The organism is uncultured Capnocytophaga sp. (assembly GCF_938029845.1).
Classification (GTDB): domain Bacteria; phylum Bacteroidota; class Bacteroidia; order Flavobacteriales; family Flavobacteriaceae; genus Capnocytophaga.
Genome location: NZ_CALHGG010000071.1, coordinates 1 through 20,882, shown reverse-complemented (window position 1 = coordinate 20,882; position 20,882 = coordinate 1). Strand labels below are relative to the sequence as shown.

General features: G+C 41.7%; 20 protein-coding genes. 13 read left to right on the top strand and 7 right to left on the bottom strand.

Annotation, left to right across the window (positions count from 1 at the left end):
* The 4 genes from Q0625_RS05135 to Q0625_RS05120 all read right to left on the bottom strand — a co-directional run.
* The coding region (locus Q0625_RS05135) for a protein-disulfide reductase DsbD domain-containing protein (RefSeq protein ID WP_298824111.1) at positions 1-477 on the bottom strand (477 nt) is incomplete at its 3' end.
* Positions 478-486: 9 nt separating this feature from the next.
* Complete coding sequence (locus Q0625_RS05130; protein WP_298824109.1) at positions 487-1,179, bottom strand: porin family protein; 693 nt, start codon at positions 1,177-1,179, stop codon at positions 487-489.
* Positions 1,180-1,185: 6 nt separating this feature from the next.
* Positions 1,186-1,944, bottom strand: a complete 759-nt coding sequence (gene ubiE / locus Q0625_RS05125) for a bifunctional demethylmenaquinone methyltransferase/2-methoxy-6-polyprenyl-1,4-benzoquinol methylase UbiE (RefSeq protein ID WP_298824115.1) — start codon at positions 1,942-1,944, stop codon at positions 1,186-1,188.
* 134 nt (positions 1,945-2,078) lie between these two features.
* A complete protein-coding gene (locus tag Q0625_RS05120) occupies positions 2,079-3,413 on the bottom strand; it encodes a DUF5723 family protein (protein WP_298824106.1) in 1,335 nt (444 codons plus the stop codon).
* A gap of 201 nt (positions 3,414-3,614) precedes the next feature.
* Between Q0625_RS05120 and Q0625_RS05115 the strand changes: the two genes are divergently transcribed.
* The 10 genes from Q0625_RS05115 to Q0625_RS05070 all read left to right on the top strand — a co-directional run bounded on the left by Q0625_RS05115 (position 3,615) and on the right by Q0625_RS05070 (position 13,492).
* Positions 3,615-4,208, top strand: coding sequence for a nitroreductase family protein (locus Q0625_RS05115; RefSeq protein WP_298824104.1), 594 nt, complete (start codon positions 3,615-3,617; stop codon positions 4,206-4,208).
* Between the two features lie 107 nt (positions 4,209-4,315).
* Complete coding sequence (locus Q0625_RS05110; RefSeq protein ID WP_298824102.1) at positions 4,316-6,208, top strand: ABC-F family ATP-binding cassette domain-containing protein; 1,893 nt, start codon at positions 4,316-4,318, stop codon at positions 6,206-6,208.
* Positions 6,209-6,266: 58 nt separating this feature from the next.
* On the top strand, positions 6,267-7,352 hold the full coding sequence (gene dnaX, locus Q0625_RS05105; RefSeq protein WP_298824100.1) for a DNA polymerase III subunit gamma/tau: 1,086 nt from the start codon (positions 6,267-6,269) through the stop codon (positions 7,350-7,352).
* 173 nt (positions 7,353-7,525) lie between these two features.
* Positions 7,526-7,930 carry a hypothetical protein gene (locus tag Q0625_RS05100; RefSeq protein ID WP_298824098.1) on the top strand — a complete coding sequence of 135 codons (405 nt, stop codon included), beginning with the start codon at positions 7,526-7,528 and terminating at the stop codon, positions 7,928-7,930.
* Between the two features lie 233 nt (positions 7,931-8,163).
* Positions 8,164-8,760: a 50S ribosomal protein L7/L12 gene (locus Q0625_RS05095; RefSeq protein WP_298824094.1), complete on the top strand. Its 597-nt coding sequence runs from the start codon at positions 8,164-8,166 to the stop codon at positions 8,758-8,760.
* A gap of 94 nt (positions 8,761-8,854) precedes the next feature.
* Complete coding sequence (locus Q0625_RS05090; RefSeq protein WP_298824089.1) at positions 8,855-9,814, top strand: ribonucleotide-diphosphate reductase subunit beta; 960 nt, start codon at positions 8,855-8,857, stop codon at positions 9,812-9,814.
* Positions 9,815-9,898: 84 nt separating this feature from the next.
* Positions 9,899-10,159: a hypothetical protein gene (locus Q0625_RS05085; RefSeq protein ID WP_298824087.1), complete on the top strand. Its 261-nt coding sequence runs from the start codon at positions 9,899-9,901 to the stop codon at positions 10,157-10,159.
* A gap of 114 nt (positions 10,160-10,273) precedes the next feature.
* Positions 10,274-10,888 carry a 50S ribosomal protein L21 gene (gene rplU / locus Q0625_RS05080; protein WP_298824084.1) on the top strand — a complete coding sequence of 205 codons (615 nt, stop codon included), beginning with the start codon at positions 10,274-10,276 and terminating at the stop codon, positions 10,886-10,888.
* Positions 10,889-10,928: 40 nt separating this feature from the next.
* The gene (gene rpmA, locus Q0625_RS05075; RefSeq protein ID WP_009641095.1) at positions 10,929-11,192 is read left to right on the top strand and encodes a 50S ribosomal protein L27; all 264 of its coding nucleotides are present in this window, start codon (positions 10,929-10,931) and stop codon (positions 11,190-11,192) included.
* Between the two features lie 113 nt (positions 11,193-11,305).
* Positions 11,306-13,492 carry a DPP IV N-terminal domain-containing protein gene (locus Q0625_RS05070; RefSeq protein WP_298824079.1) on the top strand — a complete coding sequence of 729 codons (2,187 nt, stop codon included), beginning with the start codon at positions 11,306-11,308 and terminating at the stop codon, positions 13,490-13,492.
* Between the two features lie 157 nt (positions 13,493-13,649).
* Here the strand turns inward: Q0625_RS05070 and Q0625_RS05065 are convergent, their stop codons facing one another.
* Together Q0625_RS05065 and Q0625_RS05060 are read right to left on the bottom strand one after the other, a co-directional pair.
* Positions 13,650-14,918 (bottom strand): O-acetylhomoserine aminocarboxypropyltransferase/cysteine synthase family protein, encoded by a 1,269-nt coding sequence (locus Q0625_RS05065; RefSeq protein ID WP_298824077.1) that lies wholly within the window; start codon positions 14,916-14,918, stop codon positions 13,650-13,652.
* Positions 14,919-15,189: 271 nt separating this feature from the next.
* On the bottom strand, positions 15,190-17,472 hold the full coding sequence (locus Q0625_RS05060; RefSeq protein ID WP_298824074.1) for a TonB-dependent receptor: 2,283 nt from the start codon (positions 17,470-17,472) through the stop codon (positions 15,190-15,192).
* Between the two features lie 641 nt (positions 17,473-18,113).
* On the opposite strand from Q0625_RS05060, the gene Q0625_RS05055 reads away from it, so the two are divergent.
* From Q0625_RS05055 to Q0625_RS05045, 3 genes are read left to right on the top strand one after another with little or no spacing between them, the layout of a single operon-like run.
* Complete coding sequence (locus Q0625_RS05055; RefSeq protein ID WP_298824071.1) at positions 18,114-19,202, top strand: YARHG domain-containing protein; 1,089 nt, start codon at positions 18,114-18,116, stop codon at positions 19,200-19,202.
* Between the two features lie 5 nt (positions 19,203-19,207).
* Entirely contained in the window at positions 19,208-19,432 is a 225-nt protein-coding gene (locus tag Q0625_RS05050) for a hypothetical protein (RefSeq protein ID WP_298824067.1), read from the top strand.
* Positions 19,433-19,457: 25 nt separating this feature from the next.
* The gene (locus Q0625_RS05045; protein WP_298824064.1) at positions 19,458-20,438 is read left to right on the top strand and encodes a leucine-rich repeat domain-containing protein; all 981 of its coding nucleotides are present in this window, start codon (positions 19,458-19,460) and stop codon (positions 20,436-20,438) included.
* A 68-nt stretch (positions 20,439-20,506) separates the two neighbouring features.
* Here Q0625_RS05045 and Q0625_RS14940 read toward each other — a convergent pair whose 3' ends face one another.
* Positions 20,507-20,704, bottom strand: a complete 198-nt coding sequence (locus tag Q0625_RS14940; RefSeq protein WP_366125061.1) for a DUF4372 domain-containing protein — start codon at positions 20,702-20,704, stop codon at positions 20,507-20,509.
* Positions 20,705-20,882 lie beyond the last annotated feature (178 nt).

Here is a 20,882-nt window from a genome sequence, read left to right as displayed (position 1 = left end):
GTCAAGGGAGAATACGAAGTCTTCTTTGAGGTTGATACACACATCTATACAGGCTTGGCAGAAGATATTTCCTTTGATATGTTTTACATTGGGATCCGTGAGTTTTACCTTTTGGGTGATTTTTATTTCTTTTTCAAAAAAGAGTTCATCTACCCCAAAAATATCGTTGAATGCCTTCTGGAGTCCCTCCTCCTTGGAGTCACCTACGAGTTCTATCCCCTCCGTGGTATAGGTAATTACCATAGGGAGTGCCCCTCCCTTAGGATTGTTTTGGGAATAAACATGCCACTTAGGAGCAATTTTCCCATGGAAAGTGAGCAGATATTCTCCCTCAGAGAGTTTCTCTTGGGAAAAAGTCCATACCACTGGGTTTTCCTCCTCATGCCCGCCTCCAAAAGACGGCTGAAAATTGATTTGTGCACTTGCGAAAGCTACACAGAACAAGGTTATAAGAATGGTGAAAATATTTTTCTTCATATCTTGAATTTATTCAAAAGTTAAGTTGATCATCACCGCCCGGGTATAGATACGCCTAAGGTTACCTGTCCAAGGACTGTTAGGATCATTATCGGGTATCAGTTCGTTATTGATAGAGAACATCCCTCGTATGGAGGGGGTAAAGCGGAAATGAGGGGTATATAGATCAATCCCAAAGCCAAGTTCATAAAAGAATACTGTGGGGTTCACCCTGAACTTTCCTTCTACATTGTCCTCTCTCGATTTGTTGTTAGCACTCAAGTTTAGTGTCATCGAAGCACCCGCAGTAACATAGGGCTTGAAGTTGTCCCAGCGCTTGGAACCATACTTCAAGAGCACAGGGATATAGATATAGGTGGAGGCTACCTCACGATAGCGCGAACGATCTTGTGCAAAACCTGGAAAATCTAGCTCTCTCTTGTTGTAGATGAGCCCTGGCTCAAAACGTGCACTCAGGTGCTCTATCAAGCGTAAATCCCCTGTGAGTCCTACATTGAACCCATAGGATTTCTTGGTTTGTATATCTGTAAGATTCGCATTGGTATAGTCAAAACGCTCATAGTCTAAGCGAAAGTCCATGGTATTGAGTCCAAAGTAATAGCCCCATTGGAATTTCTGATAATCAAAATCTTCCAAATTGATAATGGGCTGGGCACTTACCAGTGTGGGTAATAAAAATATAAATAATATAATTCTTTTCATAATCTCTTACTTATCAGCCACATATATAGTAGCTACGCCTAAGAATTGGGGATAATAATTCACCGAAGAGAAGCCAATTTCTCCCTTGAGTATATTGGCCAATTTCTCCCCAAAAGGAAATTTGGCTGCCGATTCCGAGAGGTAAGCATAGGCATTTTGGTTCTTTGCCAAAAATTTGCCCATAAGAGGCACTACAAAACGGGTATAAAGTCGATAGCCTTGTTTGTAGGGAAATCGCGTAGGTACCGAAGTCTCCAAGATGACCAATCTACCCCCTGGGCGTAGCACACGCCTAAGTTCAGAAAGCCCTTTTTGGAGGTTCTCAAAGTTACGTACCCCGAAGGAAACAGTTACTGCATCAAAACTACCATCAGCAAAGGGTAGGTTCTCACTATCGGCCAGTTGCATACTAATGCGCTCAGAAAGTCCCAGCTCCTTAATCTTCTTCTCCCCCACCGAGAGCATCCCTTGGGAAATATCTACTCCTGTGATGTGTGCCCCCTCTATTTTAGAGAGTTCTATGGCTAGATCACCCGTACCCGTAGCTACATCAAGAATTGTGCCAGCCTTAATCTGTGCTACCTTTTCCCTGACACGCTTACGCCAAGAGATATCCATACGCAGGGTCATCACACGATTCAGCCCATCATAGGCAGGAGAGATGGTGTCAAACATCTCTTGTACTTGTTCTTTTTTCCCCTTATCTGAATGTTTATCAGGGGTTACTATCTCTTCTTGCATGAGTTTTATTTGAGGTGCAAATATACGATAATTTTTCCGTTTTTGAGTTTTTAATTTTGAGTTTGCTATGAATAATTAGTGGTTAGTTGTCAGCATTAACCTCTGACAACTAACCACTAATAACTAATCTCTAATCACTAACTACTGATCAAAGATCATTATTGATAGATATTTCCAAATCGGATACCTACAAAGGCATTGAGTTCCTTAGAACTTCCTATAAGGTTACCTAAGATACTACGAGAACCGAATACAAGCGGACCTACATGGAAAGCAGCCCCTGTATTGAAGCCTGATACTTCGTTATAGCTGATAGGTAAGAAGGCTCCGAAAACACCATTCCCCCAGTGGGTTTCATAGCGTGGGGTAAGCACAAAGTCATTAGCATAACGCGCATTGTATGCATTCTTAGAAACCATATTCAATTGACTGGATAGATTGAGGTAGAGCCCATCTATAAAGCGGTAATCCAAATTGATATTCAAGGTAGTTGGCAAGGAAGAAGTGAAAGACTTACCTGCAAGTCTTTCTGCTTGAGGTAATTGCTCTATACTTTCAAGATTACTAAGGTTAATGGTTTTGTTCGTTAGATTGTAGTAGAAAGACTTGTTATTAGTTTCATATTTGAGCTTTCCGAAGTCAAGCAAGGCAACACCCACTTTAAAACGGTAAGGAATATGTCCATCACAGTTAGGACAGCCGTCTTCACTATATTCGTAAATAAGTCCTAAGTCTGCCCCTATGGTAGAGGCGGAGGAAGCGAAAAAGTCAGGGGAACCAAGCACATCTAAGCCTCCACTTCTCACTTCTGCTTTACCATCTTTGAATCTTAAGAGCACATCACCATTAGCATCCTTAAGGAGTTCTACATTATTGCTATTCACTCCTTCGAAGCCCATACGGAAGCTACCTGTACCCTGTACAAGTTTCACACCTACTCCTAATCGGAGAATATTATATCCATCGTTCATTACAGTATAGCTCCATACTGCCCCTATTTCTCTAAAGGCATTGGCCAAGATGTTCATATCGGAGATATTACGTACATGGTAGAGCTGAGAAGGATCTAGATCCATTTTCTTAGCCTGAATAAGTGCCTGCAATACATTACTGTCAATACCAGTAGTATTACCCATAATACGCATACGGCTTACAAGCCCCAAGGCATGTTCTTTATTAACACGTACAATAAAGGATGGTCCCAGTACATCGACATTAATCCCTGCATTTATCACTTTTGAGTTAGCAAGGTTATCCGTGAATTTCTTGAAGGATTTCTCTAGATCCAAGGACATTCCCATCTCATTATTACCTAAGTTAGCATCTATGGACACAAGGTTTACATCCCAAGGACGTGCCCATAATGCATGTGCAGGATTGGAAATAGTGGAGAGGGCTCCTCCATAAGTACTCGTCCTAAGCCCTATAAAGGACTGTTGTGCCATACCTTCATAGGCTATCAAGCCTAATAAAGAAAGAAGAATTTTTTTCATAATAATTTATTCCATTTTTCTAAAGGGCAAAAGTACAAAAATAATAATTAATTATCTATAATTATCAACTATTTAACATTCTTCACGGAAATCAGTGATCAGCAGTCAGATGTCAGTCTATAGTTACGCAGTACAGAATTAACAATTGACAATTGATAATTAACAATTAAAAGTTGTACTTTTGCCCAAAAACTATATCTGATGAATTTCTTAAACCTTGCACAAAATCGCTACACTACCAAGATGTATAACGGAAAGCGTATCCCAGAAGATACCCTTAACCAACTCAAAGAAATCCTCCGCTTGGCACCCTCCTCTATCAATAGCCAACCATGGCAATTTGTTTTCGTGGGTGAGGAGCGTAAGAATAATCTCTTTGCGCCTCTTTCCTTAATCAATGAGGAGCGAGTGAAAGCGGCCAGCCATATTGTCATCTTTAGAGTGTTAGAGAGTGTAGCTCGTTTCGAACAAGAAGCGCCCTCTTATATCTCAGAAAGTGGCTTTGCTTTCTACCAGAAGTATATCAAAAGCCAAGGCGATGCTCATGTGGAAGCATGGATGGGACACCAAGTGTATGTAGCTTTAGGCTACTTCCTCTCCGCCTGTGCTGCCATGGGAATCGACTCTACCCCTATGGAGGGTTTCCTCCCCTCAGAGTACGACAAGCATTTGCCCAAGGATGGTTACCGCACTCTTTTCGCCGTGGCGATAGGCTACCGCGATCCAGAGGATGCTAACCAACCCAACCGCACCCCTAAGCGAAGAAAAACAGAAGTAGTGAAAAGTGAAGAATGAAAAGTGAAGAATGAAAAGTGAAGAGCGAATAGAGTTTTTCACTATTCACTTTTCACTATTCACTTATTTTTTGTATTTTTGCCCCCTATCTTATACATCATACAACTATGCTGAATGTTAGTGGCTTATCTATCTCCTTCCAAGGGGAAACGCTCTTCTCCGATGTGGCTTTTATGCTCGTCGGCGGTGATCGCGTGGGGATTATTGGCAAAAATGGTGCTGGAAAATCCACCTTGCTCAAAATGCTCTCTGGGGAATTAGCTCCCGATACAGGGACTATTGCCTTAGAGCGGAATGCTAAGATAGGCTATTTAAAACAAGATATTGACTTCGTTGCAGGTCGTACTGTCTTGGAGGAGGCTTATCAGGCCTTCACCACACTGATGCGCCTTGAGGAGGAATTGGATAGCATCCATCATGAGATGGCAACCCGTACCGATTACGAAAGCGAGAGCTATAATGACCTCCTTATCCGCCTGCACGATGTGACTCACGAATACGAAATCCATGGAGGATATACCTATAAGGGCGACACCGAGCGCATCCTCTCTGGACTGGGCTTCTCTCGCGAGGACTTCTCTCGCCTGACCGATAGTTTCTCAGGAGGATGGCGCATGCGTATCGAGCTGGCAAAACTCCTCTTGGAGAAGAACGACATTCTCCTGTTGGACGAGCCTACCAACCACCTCGATATTGAATCTATTATATGGTTTGAAGGCTTCCTCAAGTCCTTCCCTGGTGCCGTGGTGATTATCTCCCACGACAAAATGTTCTTGGACAATGTAACCAACCGCACCATTGAGATTGTGGCAGGACGTATCTATGACTATCCCAAACCATATTCGGCTTTCTTGGAGCTGCGAAAGGAGATGATTACCCAACAGCTTGCCGCCCAGAAGAACCAAGAAAAAATGATCCAACAGACGGAAAAGCTCATTGATAAGTTCCGTGCCAAAGCTTCCAAAGCATCTATGGCACAATCCCTTATCAAGAAGTTAGACCGCATTGAGCGTATCGAGGTTGATGAGCAGGAAACCGCAGTCATGTCCGTGCGTTTCCCCCTCTCCCAACAACCAGGCAAAGTAGTCTTGGAAATAGACCATGTCAGCAAGAGTTATGATGACAAATTGATTCTCAAGGATGTAAGCCTATTGGTAGAACGTGGTTCCAAAATAGCTTTCGTCGGACAGAACGGACAGGGGAAAACAACTTTAGCCAAAATGATTATAGGGGAAATACCCTTTGAAGGAAATATCCGCTTAGGGCACAATGTAGAGATAGGCTATTTCGCCCAAAACCAAGCCCATTACTTGGACGGCGAACTCACCCTCTTGGACACTATGCTAGGGGCAGCCAATGACTCCAACCGAATCAAGGTACGCGATATCCTCGGTGCTTTCCTCTTCCGCGGTGACGAAGTAGAGAAAAAGGTAAAGGTGCTCTCAGGAGGCGAACGCAATCGCTTGGCTTTGGCAAAAATGCTCCTCTCCTCCTTCAATGTATTGGTCATGGACGAGCCTACCAACCACCTAGACATTGCCTCCAAGAATGTCCTCAAGCAAGCTCTCCAGCGCTTTGAGGGAACGCTTATTATCGTATCCCACGACCGTGACTTCCTCACCGGACTTACTGATAAGGTATATGAGTTCAAGAATCATACGATTAAGGAATATCTCGGTGACATTGATTTCTACTTGGAACAAAGAGCCGTGTCCTCTTTCCGAGAGATAGAAAAGGGTGAAGAGGTCAAAAAAGAAGTAGTGGTAGAAAAGGAAAAGACCCTTTCCTACGAAGAACAAAAAGAGCGTAAGAAGCTCACCAACCAGCTTAGCAAGGTAGAACGACAAATAAGCGACCTTGAAAAGGAGATCGCTCAAATGGACACCCAAATACAAAATAACCCAACTCCCTCCCTCATGGAACAGTACGGCCACAAAAAAGCCCAGCTGGACACCCTCATGCAGGAATGGGAAAAAATAGTTTTAGAGATTGGTAGCTAGTACAGAAACTAACCACTAATAACTAACAACTAACCACTAATAACTAACAACTGAAGGAATGAATTTCATCGTATCCGCACGCAAATATCGTCCACAAACCTTTATGGATGTGGTAGGACAAAAGGCCATCACCGACACCTTGGAGAATGCCATCGCCAATGATCACTTGGCGCAAGCACTACTCTTCACAGGGCCTCGTGGAGTGGGTAAGACTACTTGTGCCCGTATCTTGGCAAAGAAGATCAATGAGAAAACCACCCCTACGGACGGAGATAACGACTTCGCCTTCAACATCTTTGAACTCGATGCCGCTTCCAACAATAGTGTTGAGGGTATCCGTTCGCTCATCGAACAAGTGCGTATCCCTCCCCAAGTAGGTAAGTATAAGGTATATATCATTGACGAGGTACACATGCTCTCCAATGCCGCTTTCAATGCCTTCCTCAAGACCCTGGAGGAACCGCCCGCGCATGCCATATTCATCCTAGCCACCACCGAGAAGCACAAGGTAATTCCTACGATTCTTTCTCGTTGTCAGATATTTGATTTCAAGCGTATTACCATCAGTGATGCCCGTGAGTATCTCAAATATATCGCAAAGGAACAAGGACTAGAAGCCGAAGATGAAGCCCTACAAATCATCGCCCAAAAAGCCGATGGCGCCATGCGCGACGCTCTTTCTATCTTTGACCGTGTGGTGAGCTTCTGTGGGAAAACCATTACCCGACAGGCAGTGTCCGAGATCCTCAATGTCCTAGACTACGATACTTATTTCAAGATAACCGACCTAATCGTATCCAACAATATACCTCAGCTACTAGTGGAGTTCAATAGTATCCTCGCTCATGGATTCGACGGACAACACTTTATAGCTGGTTTGGCAGGACATTTCCGCGACCTTATGGTATGTAAGAATGGAAAGACCATCTCCCTTATGGAAGTGGGTGAGGAAACCCAAAAGAAGTATGCCGAACAAACGGCCAAGTGCGACTTTCCTTTCCTTGTTCGTGCCTTGGAGATTGCTTCCGATTGCGACCTCAAGTACAAGACAAGCCGCACCCCTCGCCTATTGGTAGAGCTGGCACTCATGCAACTAGCCTCATTGACCTACGAAGGGGATAAAAAAAAAATGATGGATATATAATCCCTGCCTCCGTATTTCATAAAAATTCGCCCAAGGAAAACAAGACAGAAGAATCTCATTCACAACAAGTTAACCCCTCAACAGAGCAAAACACCCCTGTAACAACTCCTCCTGCAAATAGCGTTTCGGCTACTTCGATTAAGAGCATACAGCTCAAGCGAGAGGCAGCCAAGGTGCGCGATGAGCACAGCCTAAACCCTCAAGACCTACCCAACGAAGCATATACCCAAGAGGACTTTGCCCGTGTATGGCAGAACATGTTGGCTATCTTGGACAAGCGGGGCGAGCATCTCCTTATTAGTTATCTGGGCAAGAATACCCCAACCATTGAAAAAGATGTCATCCAAGTGAAGGCAAATAGCAACATTGCCGATATAGACATACGGTCGAATCAGCAACGCCTACTCACCTATATCCACAAGCAACTCAAGAACTACCATATCACCATGGAGGTCACCCTAAACAAGGAAGCCTCAACAACCTATGTCCCCTATACCCTCGAGGAAAAATACAACGCCCTCAAGGAACAAAACCCTTTCCTCGAAACCTTTGTCCAAGAATTAGGACTACAATTCTAAAGAGTGAATAACGAATAGTGAATAGTGAAAAACGCCTTTCACTATTCACTTTTCACTTTTCCCTCCGCTGGCGCGAGCTTGTAGCTCGTACCCAATATCAATCATTATTAAAGTTATCAACATTCTTCTGTTGAAAAAATAAGTCTTTTGTTTATAAGTGATTAGCAATTTTCTATTTTTTTCTCTTGCAAAACCTTTCTGAATATGCTATTTTTGCACACATTTTTTCACTTATGACACAAACTGATATTAACCAGATTGAGACTCTTGTCCATGAGGGCAACAAGCTCGCAGCAATAAAACTCTTAATGGATACCGCTCATATAGGCCTGAAGGAAGCCAAAGATATCATTGATAACTTTTTTTTGGGTAAGCAAACCGACTTGCAGGCAGCGGTGGCTCAGGTACAAACCCGTTACAGTGAAAATTATGAGAGTATCAGCGCCAATAGTGATGCAAATGGTAAGGTACATTTCTTTTATCAGAAAGGCAATCACAAGGAGGAAGTAACCCCAGGTCACCCTGTATGGGAGCGTGTAAGAAATCACTACCTCTCCATTTGGGAAGATGCCCCAGAAGGCTTTAATGAAGCGCGCGAACCCTTCCGCAAGGCTATTTTAGAAATGGAAGCCAAAGCAGGCTACACCCCTAAGAAAAGTACCCAAACCACCAAGAAAGGACAAACACCCTATAGAAAAGAACAAACTACCAGTGATAAAGAAAATACGCTATTTATCAAAAAAGGTTCCTCTGACTTTTTCAAATGGTTTTTTTATGTTTTCATCGCCGCCATTATAGCTTATATCATATATTTAGCAGTTAGTCATTAATGCTTGTAGGGGCAAATGGCAATTCGCTCATCACTATCACTAATTTAGCCTACTCGTCTGAGAATTAATAATCGACAATTAACAATTAAAAAAAATGGGAATATTTGACAAAAGGGAAAATTACAAGCCCTTTGAATATCCAGAAGTAATGAAATTCGTGGATATGATGCACCAAACATTCTGGGTGCACTCTGAAGTAGAATTTACCGCTGATATACAAGACTTTAAGTCCAACCTCAGCTTGGTAGAGAAAGAAGCCGTGAAGCGCGCCCTCTTGGGAATTGCCCAAGTGGAAGTAGCGGTAAAAACCTTTTGGGGAGACCTCTATGACATCTTCCCTAAGCCTGAATTCAATGGGCTAGGTGCTACCTTTGCCGAGTGTGAGTTCCGCCATTCTGAAGCTTATTCGCGCCTATTGGAGGTATTAGGCTACAACAATGAGTTCGAAACACTCTTGGAAGTGCCTATCTTCAAGGAAAGAAATACCATACTCAAGGAATATCTGGCAAAAAACAGGGAAAATGCCATGGAACGCATCCTTTTCTTCACCCTGATTATAGAAAATGCTTCTCTATTTAGCCAGTTTGCCACTATCCTCTCCTTCACTCGTTTCAAGGGGTATATGAAGAATGTGGCAAATATCATCGCTTGGACTTCTATTGATGAGCAGGTACATGCCAATGCAGGTATCTACATCCTCAAAACCATATTCGAGGAAAACCCTGACTTCCGTGCCAAAGCCAGAGAAGAAGCTACCCAGTTTATCCGAGAATATATCCTATTGGAGGACAAAATGTTGGACTGGATTTTTGAAGAGGGCGAACTAAGTTTCTTCACCAAAAAGGATCTAGCCAACTATATGCGTTACCGCCTTGATGATGCCTTAACCCAACTAGATTTAGGCAAGCCTTTCGGCATCACCGCTCAGGAGGCAGCCCCTATGTTGTGGTTTGAGGAAGAAGTATTTGTCAATGAACTTGATGACTTCTTCGCTAAGCGACCCACCGCTTACACCAAGCACGACAAGAGCATCACTGCCAACGACCTATTCTAAAAATAAAAAGCGAATAGTGAAAAATGAAGAGTGACTCATCACTTTTCATTTTTCACTTTTCACTATTCTCTAATCACTTAATATATGAATTACAGCAAAGAAATCATCCACGAAATCCAGCTCATTGACACAGATTATTTCACCCTTGGCGAATATATCTATATGGCAATGGGACTAGTAGGCAACCACCGTGTATGTATCGCCGTCGCCTACAAGATAGACTATTGTATCAAGAAAGCGCTTCAGTTCGTAGAGGCTGACCCCTTAGTAAGTTTTACTCATATTAATAAGGTAAAGGTAGGAGAAACCACTGCCGAACGCCGCTTCCTCTGGGAAAGTGAATAGTATCTCCTCACTATTCGCTATTCACTTAATTTTTTTTCTTCGAAAAATTTTGTGCTTTCCAAAAAAAGCCTTACTTTTGCACCCAATTATTGTTTAATTAAAAAGCAAACGAATATGTATGCAATTGTAGAGATGGCAGGGCAACAATTCAAAGTTAGCAAAGACCAAAAAGTATTTGTTCACCGCTTGGAAGACGCTGAAGGAAGCGAAGTTATCTTCGACAGAGTTCTTCTTTTAGACCAAAACGGAGCAATTACTATCGGCGCCCCAACCATAGATGGAGCTTCTGTGCAAGCTAAAGTTTTACGCCACGTAAAAGGCGACAAAGTAATCGTTTTCAAAAAGAAAAGACGTAAAGGTTACAAAGTGAAAAACGGACACCGTCAACTCTTTACTGAAATTCAGATTGAAGAAATCCTCGCCTCTGGTGGAAAAAAAGCCCCTGCTAAAGAAAGCAAACCTAAAAAAGCTAAAAAAGACGACCTTACTAAGGTAGAAGGTATCGGCCCTAAAGCAGCTGAAGCACTTGTAAAAGCTGGAGTAGATACTTTTGAAAAATTGTCTAAGAAATCCGTTGAAGAAATCCGCACTATCCTGGTGGAAGCAAGCAAAACTTTAGCTCACCTTGACCCTCAAACTTGGGCTCAACAAGCTAAACTCGCTGCTGATGGTAAGTGGGACGAACTCAAAAAGTGGCAAGACGAACTTAACGGAGGTATTGTAAAATAATTGTATAACCGCTTGATAATCAAGCACTAAATCAGATAACATGGCTCACAAGAAAGGTGTCGGTAGTTCTAAGAACGGTAGAGAATCTCACTCTAAACGACTTGGTGTAAAGATTTATGGAGGTCAGCTTGCTGTAGCTGGTAACATCATCGTTCGCCAAAGAGGTACGGTACATGCTGCAGGAGAAAATGTATATATGGGAAAAGACCATACATTGCATGCAGCTGTAAGCGGAATTGTAAGATTCCAAAAGAAAAAGAACAACAAATCCTTTGTTTCTATTGAACCACTCGCAGAAGCATAGGACTGTAAAAGAATAACTTCTTTTTATTAATCTAAAAAAGCAATAAGTTTTGATACTTATTGCTTTTTTTTTCGTTTAAAAAAACGTATATTTGTGCTCCAAATTACAAAAAAATGAGAAAAATAACTCTTTTATTGGCCTTATGTTTGCCTTTTATAGGACTTGCGCAGAAGCAAACCATCGCAACCGACAAGGCTACTTATGATGGTGCCTTATGGTCCAAACGCTTGTATTACCTCCAGTGGATACAAGGAACTGACACCTACACCTATTTCAAGGAAGGAAACCTCGCTATCTTTGATACCAAAGGAACCCAAGTAGGGGCTATCAATTTGCAAAAACTATCCGACACTTATAATATAGAGAGCGGCTACCCTACCATCTCTTATATAGACGGAAACCAAGTGGTAGTGGAAACTTCTGATCATTTCTATGTGTATGACTACCTGATCGAAAGGCCTATTTTCTCTATCGCAGTTCCTGAAAAGGCAGAAAACAGAGTCTATAACCACCAACAAAGAGCTGTGGCGTATACTATGGATAACAACCTTTTCTTAGCAACGGAGAAGGAACCCCGCTTCCCTATCGCTGTGTCCAAAGATGAAAATATCATCTCTGGCCAATTCATACACCGCAATGAGTTCGGTATCAACGAAGGTATCTTCTGGTCTCCTAAGGGTAATTACATTGCTTTCTACGTGAAAGATGTAAGCCAAGTACAGGACTATCCGTTAGTGGATATCAATACCACCCCTGCAACTCTCAAGAGCATCAAGTATCCTATGGCGGGCTCCAAAAACGAAATTGCCAAAATAGGAATATTTGACGTAAGACTACAAACTACCTATTACCTCAAGGTAGATAACAAAGATGCACACTATTTAACCAACTTGGCTTGGACACCCGACGAAAAACAAATCCTTTTGGCAGAAGTAAAACGTAGCCAAGACCACTACGACCTGAATGCCTATAGCCGAGAAACTGGCGAAAAACTACAAACCCTTTGGAAAGAAAGCAACCCCAAGTGGGTAGAGCCTGAGAAGCCTGCTATCTTCATCCCTAAGCATGACAATGAGTTTATTTGGATGAGTGAAAAAGACGGCTTTATGAACCTTTATGTAGGCAATACACGCTCTACTAAGTTCCGCCAACTCACTGCCTTCAAGTGGGTAGTACAGGAGATTTTAGGCTTTGACGAAAATGGAGACAATGTATTTATCCAAGGAACAGGCGAAGACCCTCGTGACCAACATATTTATAGTGTAAATATCCGAAAAGGTACCGTAAGAAGCCTCACCCCCAAGGCGGGATATCACACCGCTTACCTAAGCAGCAATGGTCGCTACCTATTGGATATCCACAGTGCCCTAAAGACACCTTACAATGTCTCCTTGGTCGATGTCAATGCAGGCTCTTCCAAGACTTTCTATCAGGCACCTAACCCTATGGAAAACTATGATGTAGGTACCGTAGAGTTCCTAACTATCAAAGCCGATAATGGTACCCCTCTCTATGCTAAAATGGTAAAACCACGCGACTTTGACCCTAAAAAGAAATACCCCGTATTGGTGTATGTATACGGAGGCCCTCATGACCAATTGGTAGTGAATCAGTGGAATGGGGCTACCTATCCTTGGATGCTCGCTATGGCTCAGAATGAGCAGTATATCATCTTTACTTTGGACAACCGTGGATCCGAAAATCGCGGCTTTGCCTTTGAAAGTGTAATACACCGCGACTTAGCTAAATATGCTATGAAAGACCAAATGAAAGGGGTAGAATACCTAAAATCACTTCCTTATATAGATAGCAAGCGTATGGCTGTTTATGGTTGGAGCTTCGGAGGTTTCCTCTCCTCCTCCCTCATGTACCGCCACCCTGGCACCTTCACTACTGCAATAGCAGGAGGCGCCGTGATTGATTGGAAATTCTATGAAGTTATGTATGGCGAACGCTATATGGATACCCCTGAAGAAAACCCTCAAGGCTATCAGGACAACCTTGTAACCAACTATATCAAGAATTTGCAAGGCAATATCCTCTATATCCATGGCTATATAGACCCTATCGTAGTCCCTCAACACATGCTCACTATTTCACAAGCGGCTATTAACGAAGGCAAAGTGATTCACTCCTTCCTATATCCTAATCAGGAACATAACGTATTAGGAAACGAATCTATCCACTTAACCAAAATCATTGTAGATTTCATCCTCAAAAACAACGTAGAACAACCTGAAAACACAGAAAACCAACCTACTGAGGAGAACACAGACACCACAGCTGGTGCAAGTCTATAGCTCTTATGAGAGAGGCTATTTATCGCATCTTACAATACCACAAACACCTGAAAATCAATTTTCTTCATAATTTAATACGAATAAGGGGTGACTCCATAGGAGCACCCCTTATTTAATGAAAAGTGAAGAACGTTTTTCACTCTTCGCTTTTCACTTTTCACTTAAACGCTTGTTTAAGATCGTTCTGCAAGTCCTCTATATCCTCCAATCCTACTGAAAGTCGGATAAGATCGGGGGTAACCCCTGTGAGTACTTGCGCTTCTTCGCTAAGCTGTTGATGGGTAGTGCTAGCAGGGTGAATAATAAGTGATTTAGTATCACCCAAGTTAGCCAATAGGGAGAAAATCTTTACATGATTAACCATCTTTTTAGCAGCCTCAAAACCTCCTTTAAGACCAAAGGTAACCAAACCACTCTGTCCTCCTTGTAGGTATTTATCTGCCAAAGCCTTGTAGGGACTGTCTTCTAATCCAGGGTAGTTCACCCAAGCCACTTCAGGCTGTGCCTTAAGCCATTTGGCAAGAGCCAACGCATTTTCGCTGTGTTTCTTCACACGGATAGGAAGGGTCTCTAGGCTCTGTAATATCTGGAAAGCATTGTATGGGCTAAGAGCTGTTCCCAGGTCGCGCAAGCCCTCTATACGTAGCTTAGCCACATAGGCAGCATTACCCAAGGCGTCATGTAGGATAAGTCCGTGATAACCTGCAGAAGGTTCGGTAAATTCAGGAAACTTACCACTACTCCAATCAAAGTTACCCCCATCAATAATCGCCCCACCTAGCGAGGTTCCATTACCTCCTATATATTTGGTAAGAGAGTGTACCACTATATTAGCCCCATGTTTGATCGGATTCAGAAGCACAGGAGTAGCCACTGTATTATCCACAATCAAAGGAATTTTGTGCTTTTGAGCTACTTTTGCGATAGCCTCTATATCCAGCACATCCAATTTAGGATTACCCAAAGTTTCTATAAAGATAGCACGGGTATTATCCTGTACAGCTTGGTCAAAGTGAGCAACCTCCTTAGGATCTACAAAGGTAGTGGTAATCCCAAGGCGTGGCAAGGTTACATTCAGCAGGTTATAAGTACCTCCATATAAGCTATTGGAGGATACAATATGATCCCCTGTACGCAAGAGGGTAAGGAAAGCCGTAGTCAGCGCAGCTGCTCCAGAGGAGGTTACCACAGCGCCTACTCCTCCCTCTATGGCAGCCAAGCGTTGTTCCAACACATCATTGGTAGGGTTATTCAATCGGGTATAGATGTATCCAGGAACCGAAAGATTAAATCTTCCTGCGGCATCATCTGCATTTTCAAATACATAGGATGTTGTCTGATAGATAGGTACTGCTTGAGCACCTTGGTGTGCCAATGGCTCATACCCTGCATGGAGCGCATTGGTAGATTGTTTGAATGTTGTCATACTTTATATATTTATTCTACAATGATTAAATTCTGTTATAAAAGACAGTTATATTTTTTTATTCGTAATTAGAGCGCAAAGATAGAAAATATTTTTTATATCACCAAAAAAAAGAATTTTTTTATAACAAATAAATTTGCCAATATGCTAATTAAAAAATCAGCACATTGGCAAATTAAAAAATTGACTAATCAGCAAATCGGCAAATCAGCACATTGACTAATCAGCAAATCGGCAAATCAGCACATTGACAAATCAGCTAATCGGCTAATTAAAATCGGTAGCCTACTCCAGCTAATATACTAATAGTAGCCGCAGGCATAATACCTCCCCAAGCTCTGTGACGAGTAGTAAAGTACTTGCGATTGAGTAGGTTTAGCGCATTAAGATTCACATTCCATTGCTTGATACTATAATTAGCTGTAGCATTGAGCAAGAAGAACTTAGGAATCAATCCTACATTACCATCAGCAGAACCTTCGAAGGTGTTTTTAAGATCCGAGAACTGAGAGCTTACAAAGTTTCCATAGCCATTGAGGGTAAGAACACCGCCTCCACAATCAAATTGGTATTTTGCTCCTGCAGTAGCTGTATAGCGAGGGGCATAAGGTATGCGGTTACCCTTGTACATACCATATTCTATAGTTGCTTTCTGGATAGCACCACTTCCATAGAGTTTCAATCCTTCCACAGGATAGATGGCACCACTCATTTCTATTCCTTGGTGTAGTGCCTTACCTCCGTTATTGAGCAAACCTCCTTCACGGAATATTTTGTGGTCAAAATCCAAAATATAAGCAGCCAATTCCACTTCCAACCAATCAACTGGAGTAGTACGCAAGCCCAATTCATAGTTATTGGAGGTTTCTGCATCCAAATCACCATTAGTTACAAAAGCCTCACGAATCTGTGGCATCTTATATCCTTTGGAATAACTAAAGTATGCACGATAATCTTCAGAGAACTTGTAGAATAACCCTAAAGAGTAGATAAAGGCATCTTCATTGGTGTTATCCCACTGATTGCGGAAGTAATCCTCTTTGTCGTAATTCACAAAGGTATAGCGTAAGCCAGGGTTGATATTGAACTTATCGGTGATATGGAACTCATCAAACACGTAACCTTCCACCACAGCAACAGTATTGGCTGAATTGGCAGTGGTTTTTCCTTCCTTCACACCTATTTTATCACCTGCTACAGATACATCATGGGTAATATCGGTATGTAAGCGTACCCCTGCCAAGAGTTTATTTTCCTTACCAAAAAGGGTGTTGGTACGTTCATAATCGGAGAAGAGTCCCACCGAAGGAATATCTCGTAAAGCTGACGTAAATTTGCGCTTAGCAGGGTCTGTATTGCGGTTATCAAGCCACCAATCACGCTTGAGATAACTTCCGTAGAGGGAAGTAGTAAGCGAATTCTGCTCATCAAAAAGGCGCTTGTAAGAGATAGCTGTACTAAAACGTCTCGCTTCAAAGAAATCGTGAGGATTCACTGATTGTTCTGGATCAGCATCCCATTGTGCTTGGCTAAGCCCTCCTGGGGTTTCTGAGTATTCGGTAAAGCCATTAACGAAGAAGCGCCATTCATTCTTCTCCCCTATCTTAGTGGTAACATTGCCTGTAAAGTCATTCACAGCATAGTAACTACGCGATTTTCTAAAGCCGTCTCCTTGACGACGATGAAAACCAGCATAGTAATTCATAGCACCTTCATTGGTATTACCTACAGTTTCTACCCCTATATTTAGCGCATTATGGTTACCATATTGCAAGTTAAGATTCGTATAAGGCTGAGCAGCTCCTTTTTTAGTAATGATATTCACTACACCTCCTATACTACCACTTCCATAGAGGGCAGGAGAGGCACCCTTAATTACTTCTACGCTCTCAATAGCTCCTACAGGCATCATATAATATCCTCCCATATCGGAATAGCTCTGCCCGATAGGAATTTTCCCATCAATGACAACCAAAGTGTTGCTATTACGAGCAGGGTCTATCCCTCTGAGTCCTATCCCTGGGCGCAAGCCTCGTCCATCTTCATCTATATAATTGACCCCAGGCATAAAGCGTACCGCATCTCCTACGGCAGGAATCGCTAATTCCTTAATTTGCGCAGCCGAAATCACATTTACCGTACCTGCAAAATCCTTGATATTTCGCTTGATCCCGGTAGAGGTAACAGTTACCTCAGAGAGTTCCTCTTGGGAAACCTTCAATTGTACATTGAGCAAAGTACGCCCTTGTACTCCTATCTCTTGAGTGTAATAGCCTAAGGACTTGAATATGAGAACATCATTCTCATCTACACGGATAGTGTAATAGCCGTCCTTATCGGTGGCAACTCCTCGTTGGGAGCCTTTTACAAGAACATTCACCCCAAGTAGTGGTGCCCCATGGGCATCTACCACGCGCCCTTCTACTTGGATCTCTCGTTCCTGTTCTATTATACCATAGGAAGCCGCTAAGTCAGCAGCTTTCACCTGAGGAATTGTAAGTGCTATCATTGTTGTTAGCAGCAACTTACCCATCATTTGTGTTTTCTTTTTCATAAAGAACACTTTTATATAACTAAAAACGGGGCAAAATTAGTGGTTTATATTTAATCTAAATAATTATTTATATTTGTTTTAAGTTAAATATTATACTAACACCCGAAACATTCACTGTTTGTCTTTTATTCTCTGCTATTAATGCGAGTCAATAGTTAAATCCTCTTTGCCAACTTTCTAAGACGCAATTTATTGCGTCTCTACACAGACGCTGACCAAGACAACTACTGATTAGCGTAGTCATCCGTAGAGACGCAATTTATTGCGTCTTAACGAATTAAATTATACAGATATTTTTTAACTATTGATTTGCATTATTAATACAAATCAATCGCTAATTGTTAATTGACTATTTGCCAAATTATTCTTACCTTTGTCCCTATCCAACTTAAAACTCAACACATCGACACATCGACACATCGACACATCAACACATCAACACATCAACACATCAACACATCGACAAATCAACAAATCGACAAATCAACAAATCGACAAATCGACAAATCAGCACATCGACAAATCAACAAATCAACACATCGACAAATTGACAAATCAGCACATCAATCAACACATCGACAAATCGACACATCGACAAATCAGCACATCGACACATCGGCAAATTGACAAATCAGCAAATTATGAAATGGTTTTTACTCTTATTAAGCACTGCCCTTTACGCCAATGACGGGGCTTTCTTCGGTTCGGGCAATCACTTAGTCCCTATCATGGAAACCGATATTTCCGTACAAAAGGAGATTCTATATCTCAAAAAGATACAGAATAAATACATAGAAGTCTCGGTCTATTACGAGTTCTTCAACCCCAAGGAGGACAAGGAAATCACCGTAGGCTTTGAGGCGGAAAGCCCCAGCGGCGATGTAGATGGGGCTCCGAAAAACGGACACCACCCTTATATGTTTGATTTTACAGTAAATCTCAATAATGCCTTCCTCCCCTACCAAATCGCCTACGTAACCGATTCCCTCTACGCCAAAGGGGGGAAGATAAAGAGCATAGACCTCAATACTTTCAACGGTAATAAAGACGGCAACTATATTGATTTCAGGTATGTCTATCACTTCAAAGCCAAGTTCAAAAAGGGCGTGAATATCCTCAAACATACCTACAAATACAACATCTCTGGCGGCATCGCCTACAACTACTTTTTTGACTATATTCTCACCGCAGCCAACCGCTGGGCGAACAAGCGCATAGACGACTTTACCCTCATCATAGACATGGGGGATTTCCAAACCGCCTCCATTGAGCATACTTTTTTCAAAAGCGGCAAAGAATGGCTTCTCAGCGGTGTAGGTAAAATCACCGAAACAGCCCACAAAGGACCAGGAGACGGCACTGGGCTAAATGCTACCAACTTCTATGTACAGCAGGGACTACTATTCTTCCAGAAGAAGAACTTTACCCCAAAGGGAGAGCTATGTATCTGTGATTGGGCTCTGTGGGTACATCAGAGTGCGGGCTTCCCTATTGACTACCCCTTCACCATTGACCTACCCAACTTCAAATACGAAACAGAACCCAAAACAGAAGAAGAAAAGCGCCTGCTACGCAACCTCCCCTTCGCCCGCCGCGGCTATATCTTCAAGGACAAGACACTACAAGCCTTCTATAACAAACAGGATTGGTACCAACCTAACCCTAGCTATATCCCTGAAGTAGAACATCTTAGCCAAAAAGAAAAAGAGCTGATCAATAGCCTAAAATAAAACGGATGAAGAAAGAAATACTCATAAGTAGCGATAGTAATTATGACAATTTGGTCGCTGAAATCTACATTGATGACAAATATATTGCGCTTGTTAGCTACGATGAAGATCATAATTTTTTCGTAGAAACGCCTACCATGAATCGAAGCAATGAGGAAATAATAACCCATAAGGTAGAATACAATACCTTTATCGAACTATTAGAAGAAGCTAAAAATAGTTTAAAATGACATAGGATAAATTCTCAAAAATATAATGCACAAAGAAATTCAATTTTATTCACATTACAATGGAGAGGCGCTCGCTTTGTTAGAGGTAAATAATGCCACTAATGAAACTATCTGGCAGCTAAAAGAAATAGAGAATCATACCATCAGACTGCGTTTTGAGGCACCTCCCCGACCTGAAAAGCTACAAATATTAGCCGAAGTAGTAGCACTACCTCATAAGTCTGTATTTGTACTACAACTTTTAAGAGATAGTAACCAAGAGTCTTGGATAAATATAGAGGATTTCAAAACGGTGTGCCAAGTAGAACAAGTATTTATCAGCAATAGAGACAAGGGATTCGATTCGCTCAAAGGTATCGAACATTTCCAGAATCTGAAAGAATTGGATCTAATGCTTTGTTATGATAAAAATATCAGTCTCGCTCCCTTGCAGGCTTGCCCCCAATTAGAAAAGATAAGCCTAGAGCTTCCTCTCACCAAAAAGCAACACCAAGAGCTGTCCCTCTTACAATCTTTAAAGAAAATGAATGTAAGAGACTTGCAAACAGATTTGCTCCAACCCATACCTACTATAGAATTCTTGGAAGTACAAGGCTTACAAAGTACTGACCTTGATAAGAAAATGCCTAATCTGAAAAACTTACTAATACTCAATAGCAATAAGTTGGAGGATGTTAGTTTTATATCAGGCTTAAAATACTTGGAAAGTCTTTCGTTTTGTGGAGCCAATAAGATCACTAAGCTCCCCCATCTTGCCCCTTTGAAAGGACTTAGATACCTTTCACTGATAAATATGAAGCTCCTTACTGATATTCTTAACATTAGAGAAGCAAACCAATTACAAAGGTTGCGTATCGCTACTAATTCATTTTCGTCAGCGGATTTGGCTTGGCTCTCTCCGGAAACATTCCCTCTGTTGGAGCATATCACCATTAAGCTAAAGACTATGAAAGAGACCAAAACCTTCTTAGAGCGCTTTCCCAAAATAGGGGAAATACAATATTAGAAAACGTTTTTAATCCCCCTCGCTGGCGCGTTTCTTGCAGCTCGTGCCCTTCCGAAGCAGCCTCCTATCTAACTATCAATTGATAGTGCCAACAAGTTCTCTAAGGCTAAGCCCATAAGTTGTACTAGAATTAGGGCTAACATCTGGTTCCAATGAGAAAATTTCCAATTTTTAGTCCTATCATCATATTTAGAAACTAATCTATTAAAAAATCTTTGGGGTAAAAACGAAGTTACTTGTGAAAAAACATATTTATTTGTATTCATTGTGTTAATTTTTGAATGCAAAAATATTGTTTTTTCAAATCTCAGACAAGAGATTTCGATCTTAATTGATTGAATACAAACTGTTTAAAACTAATATTTAACAAATTTTGATAAACACCAGTGACAAAAGTACTCATAACTAACTCCATTTATTAATTTTAATCTCATTATTAAATAA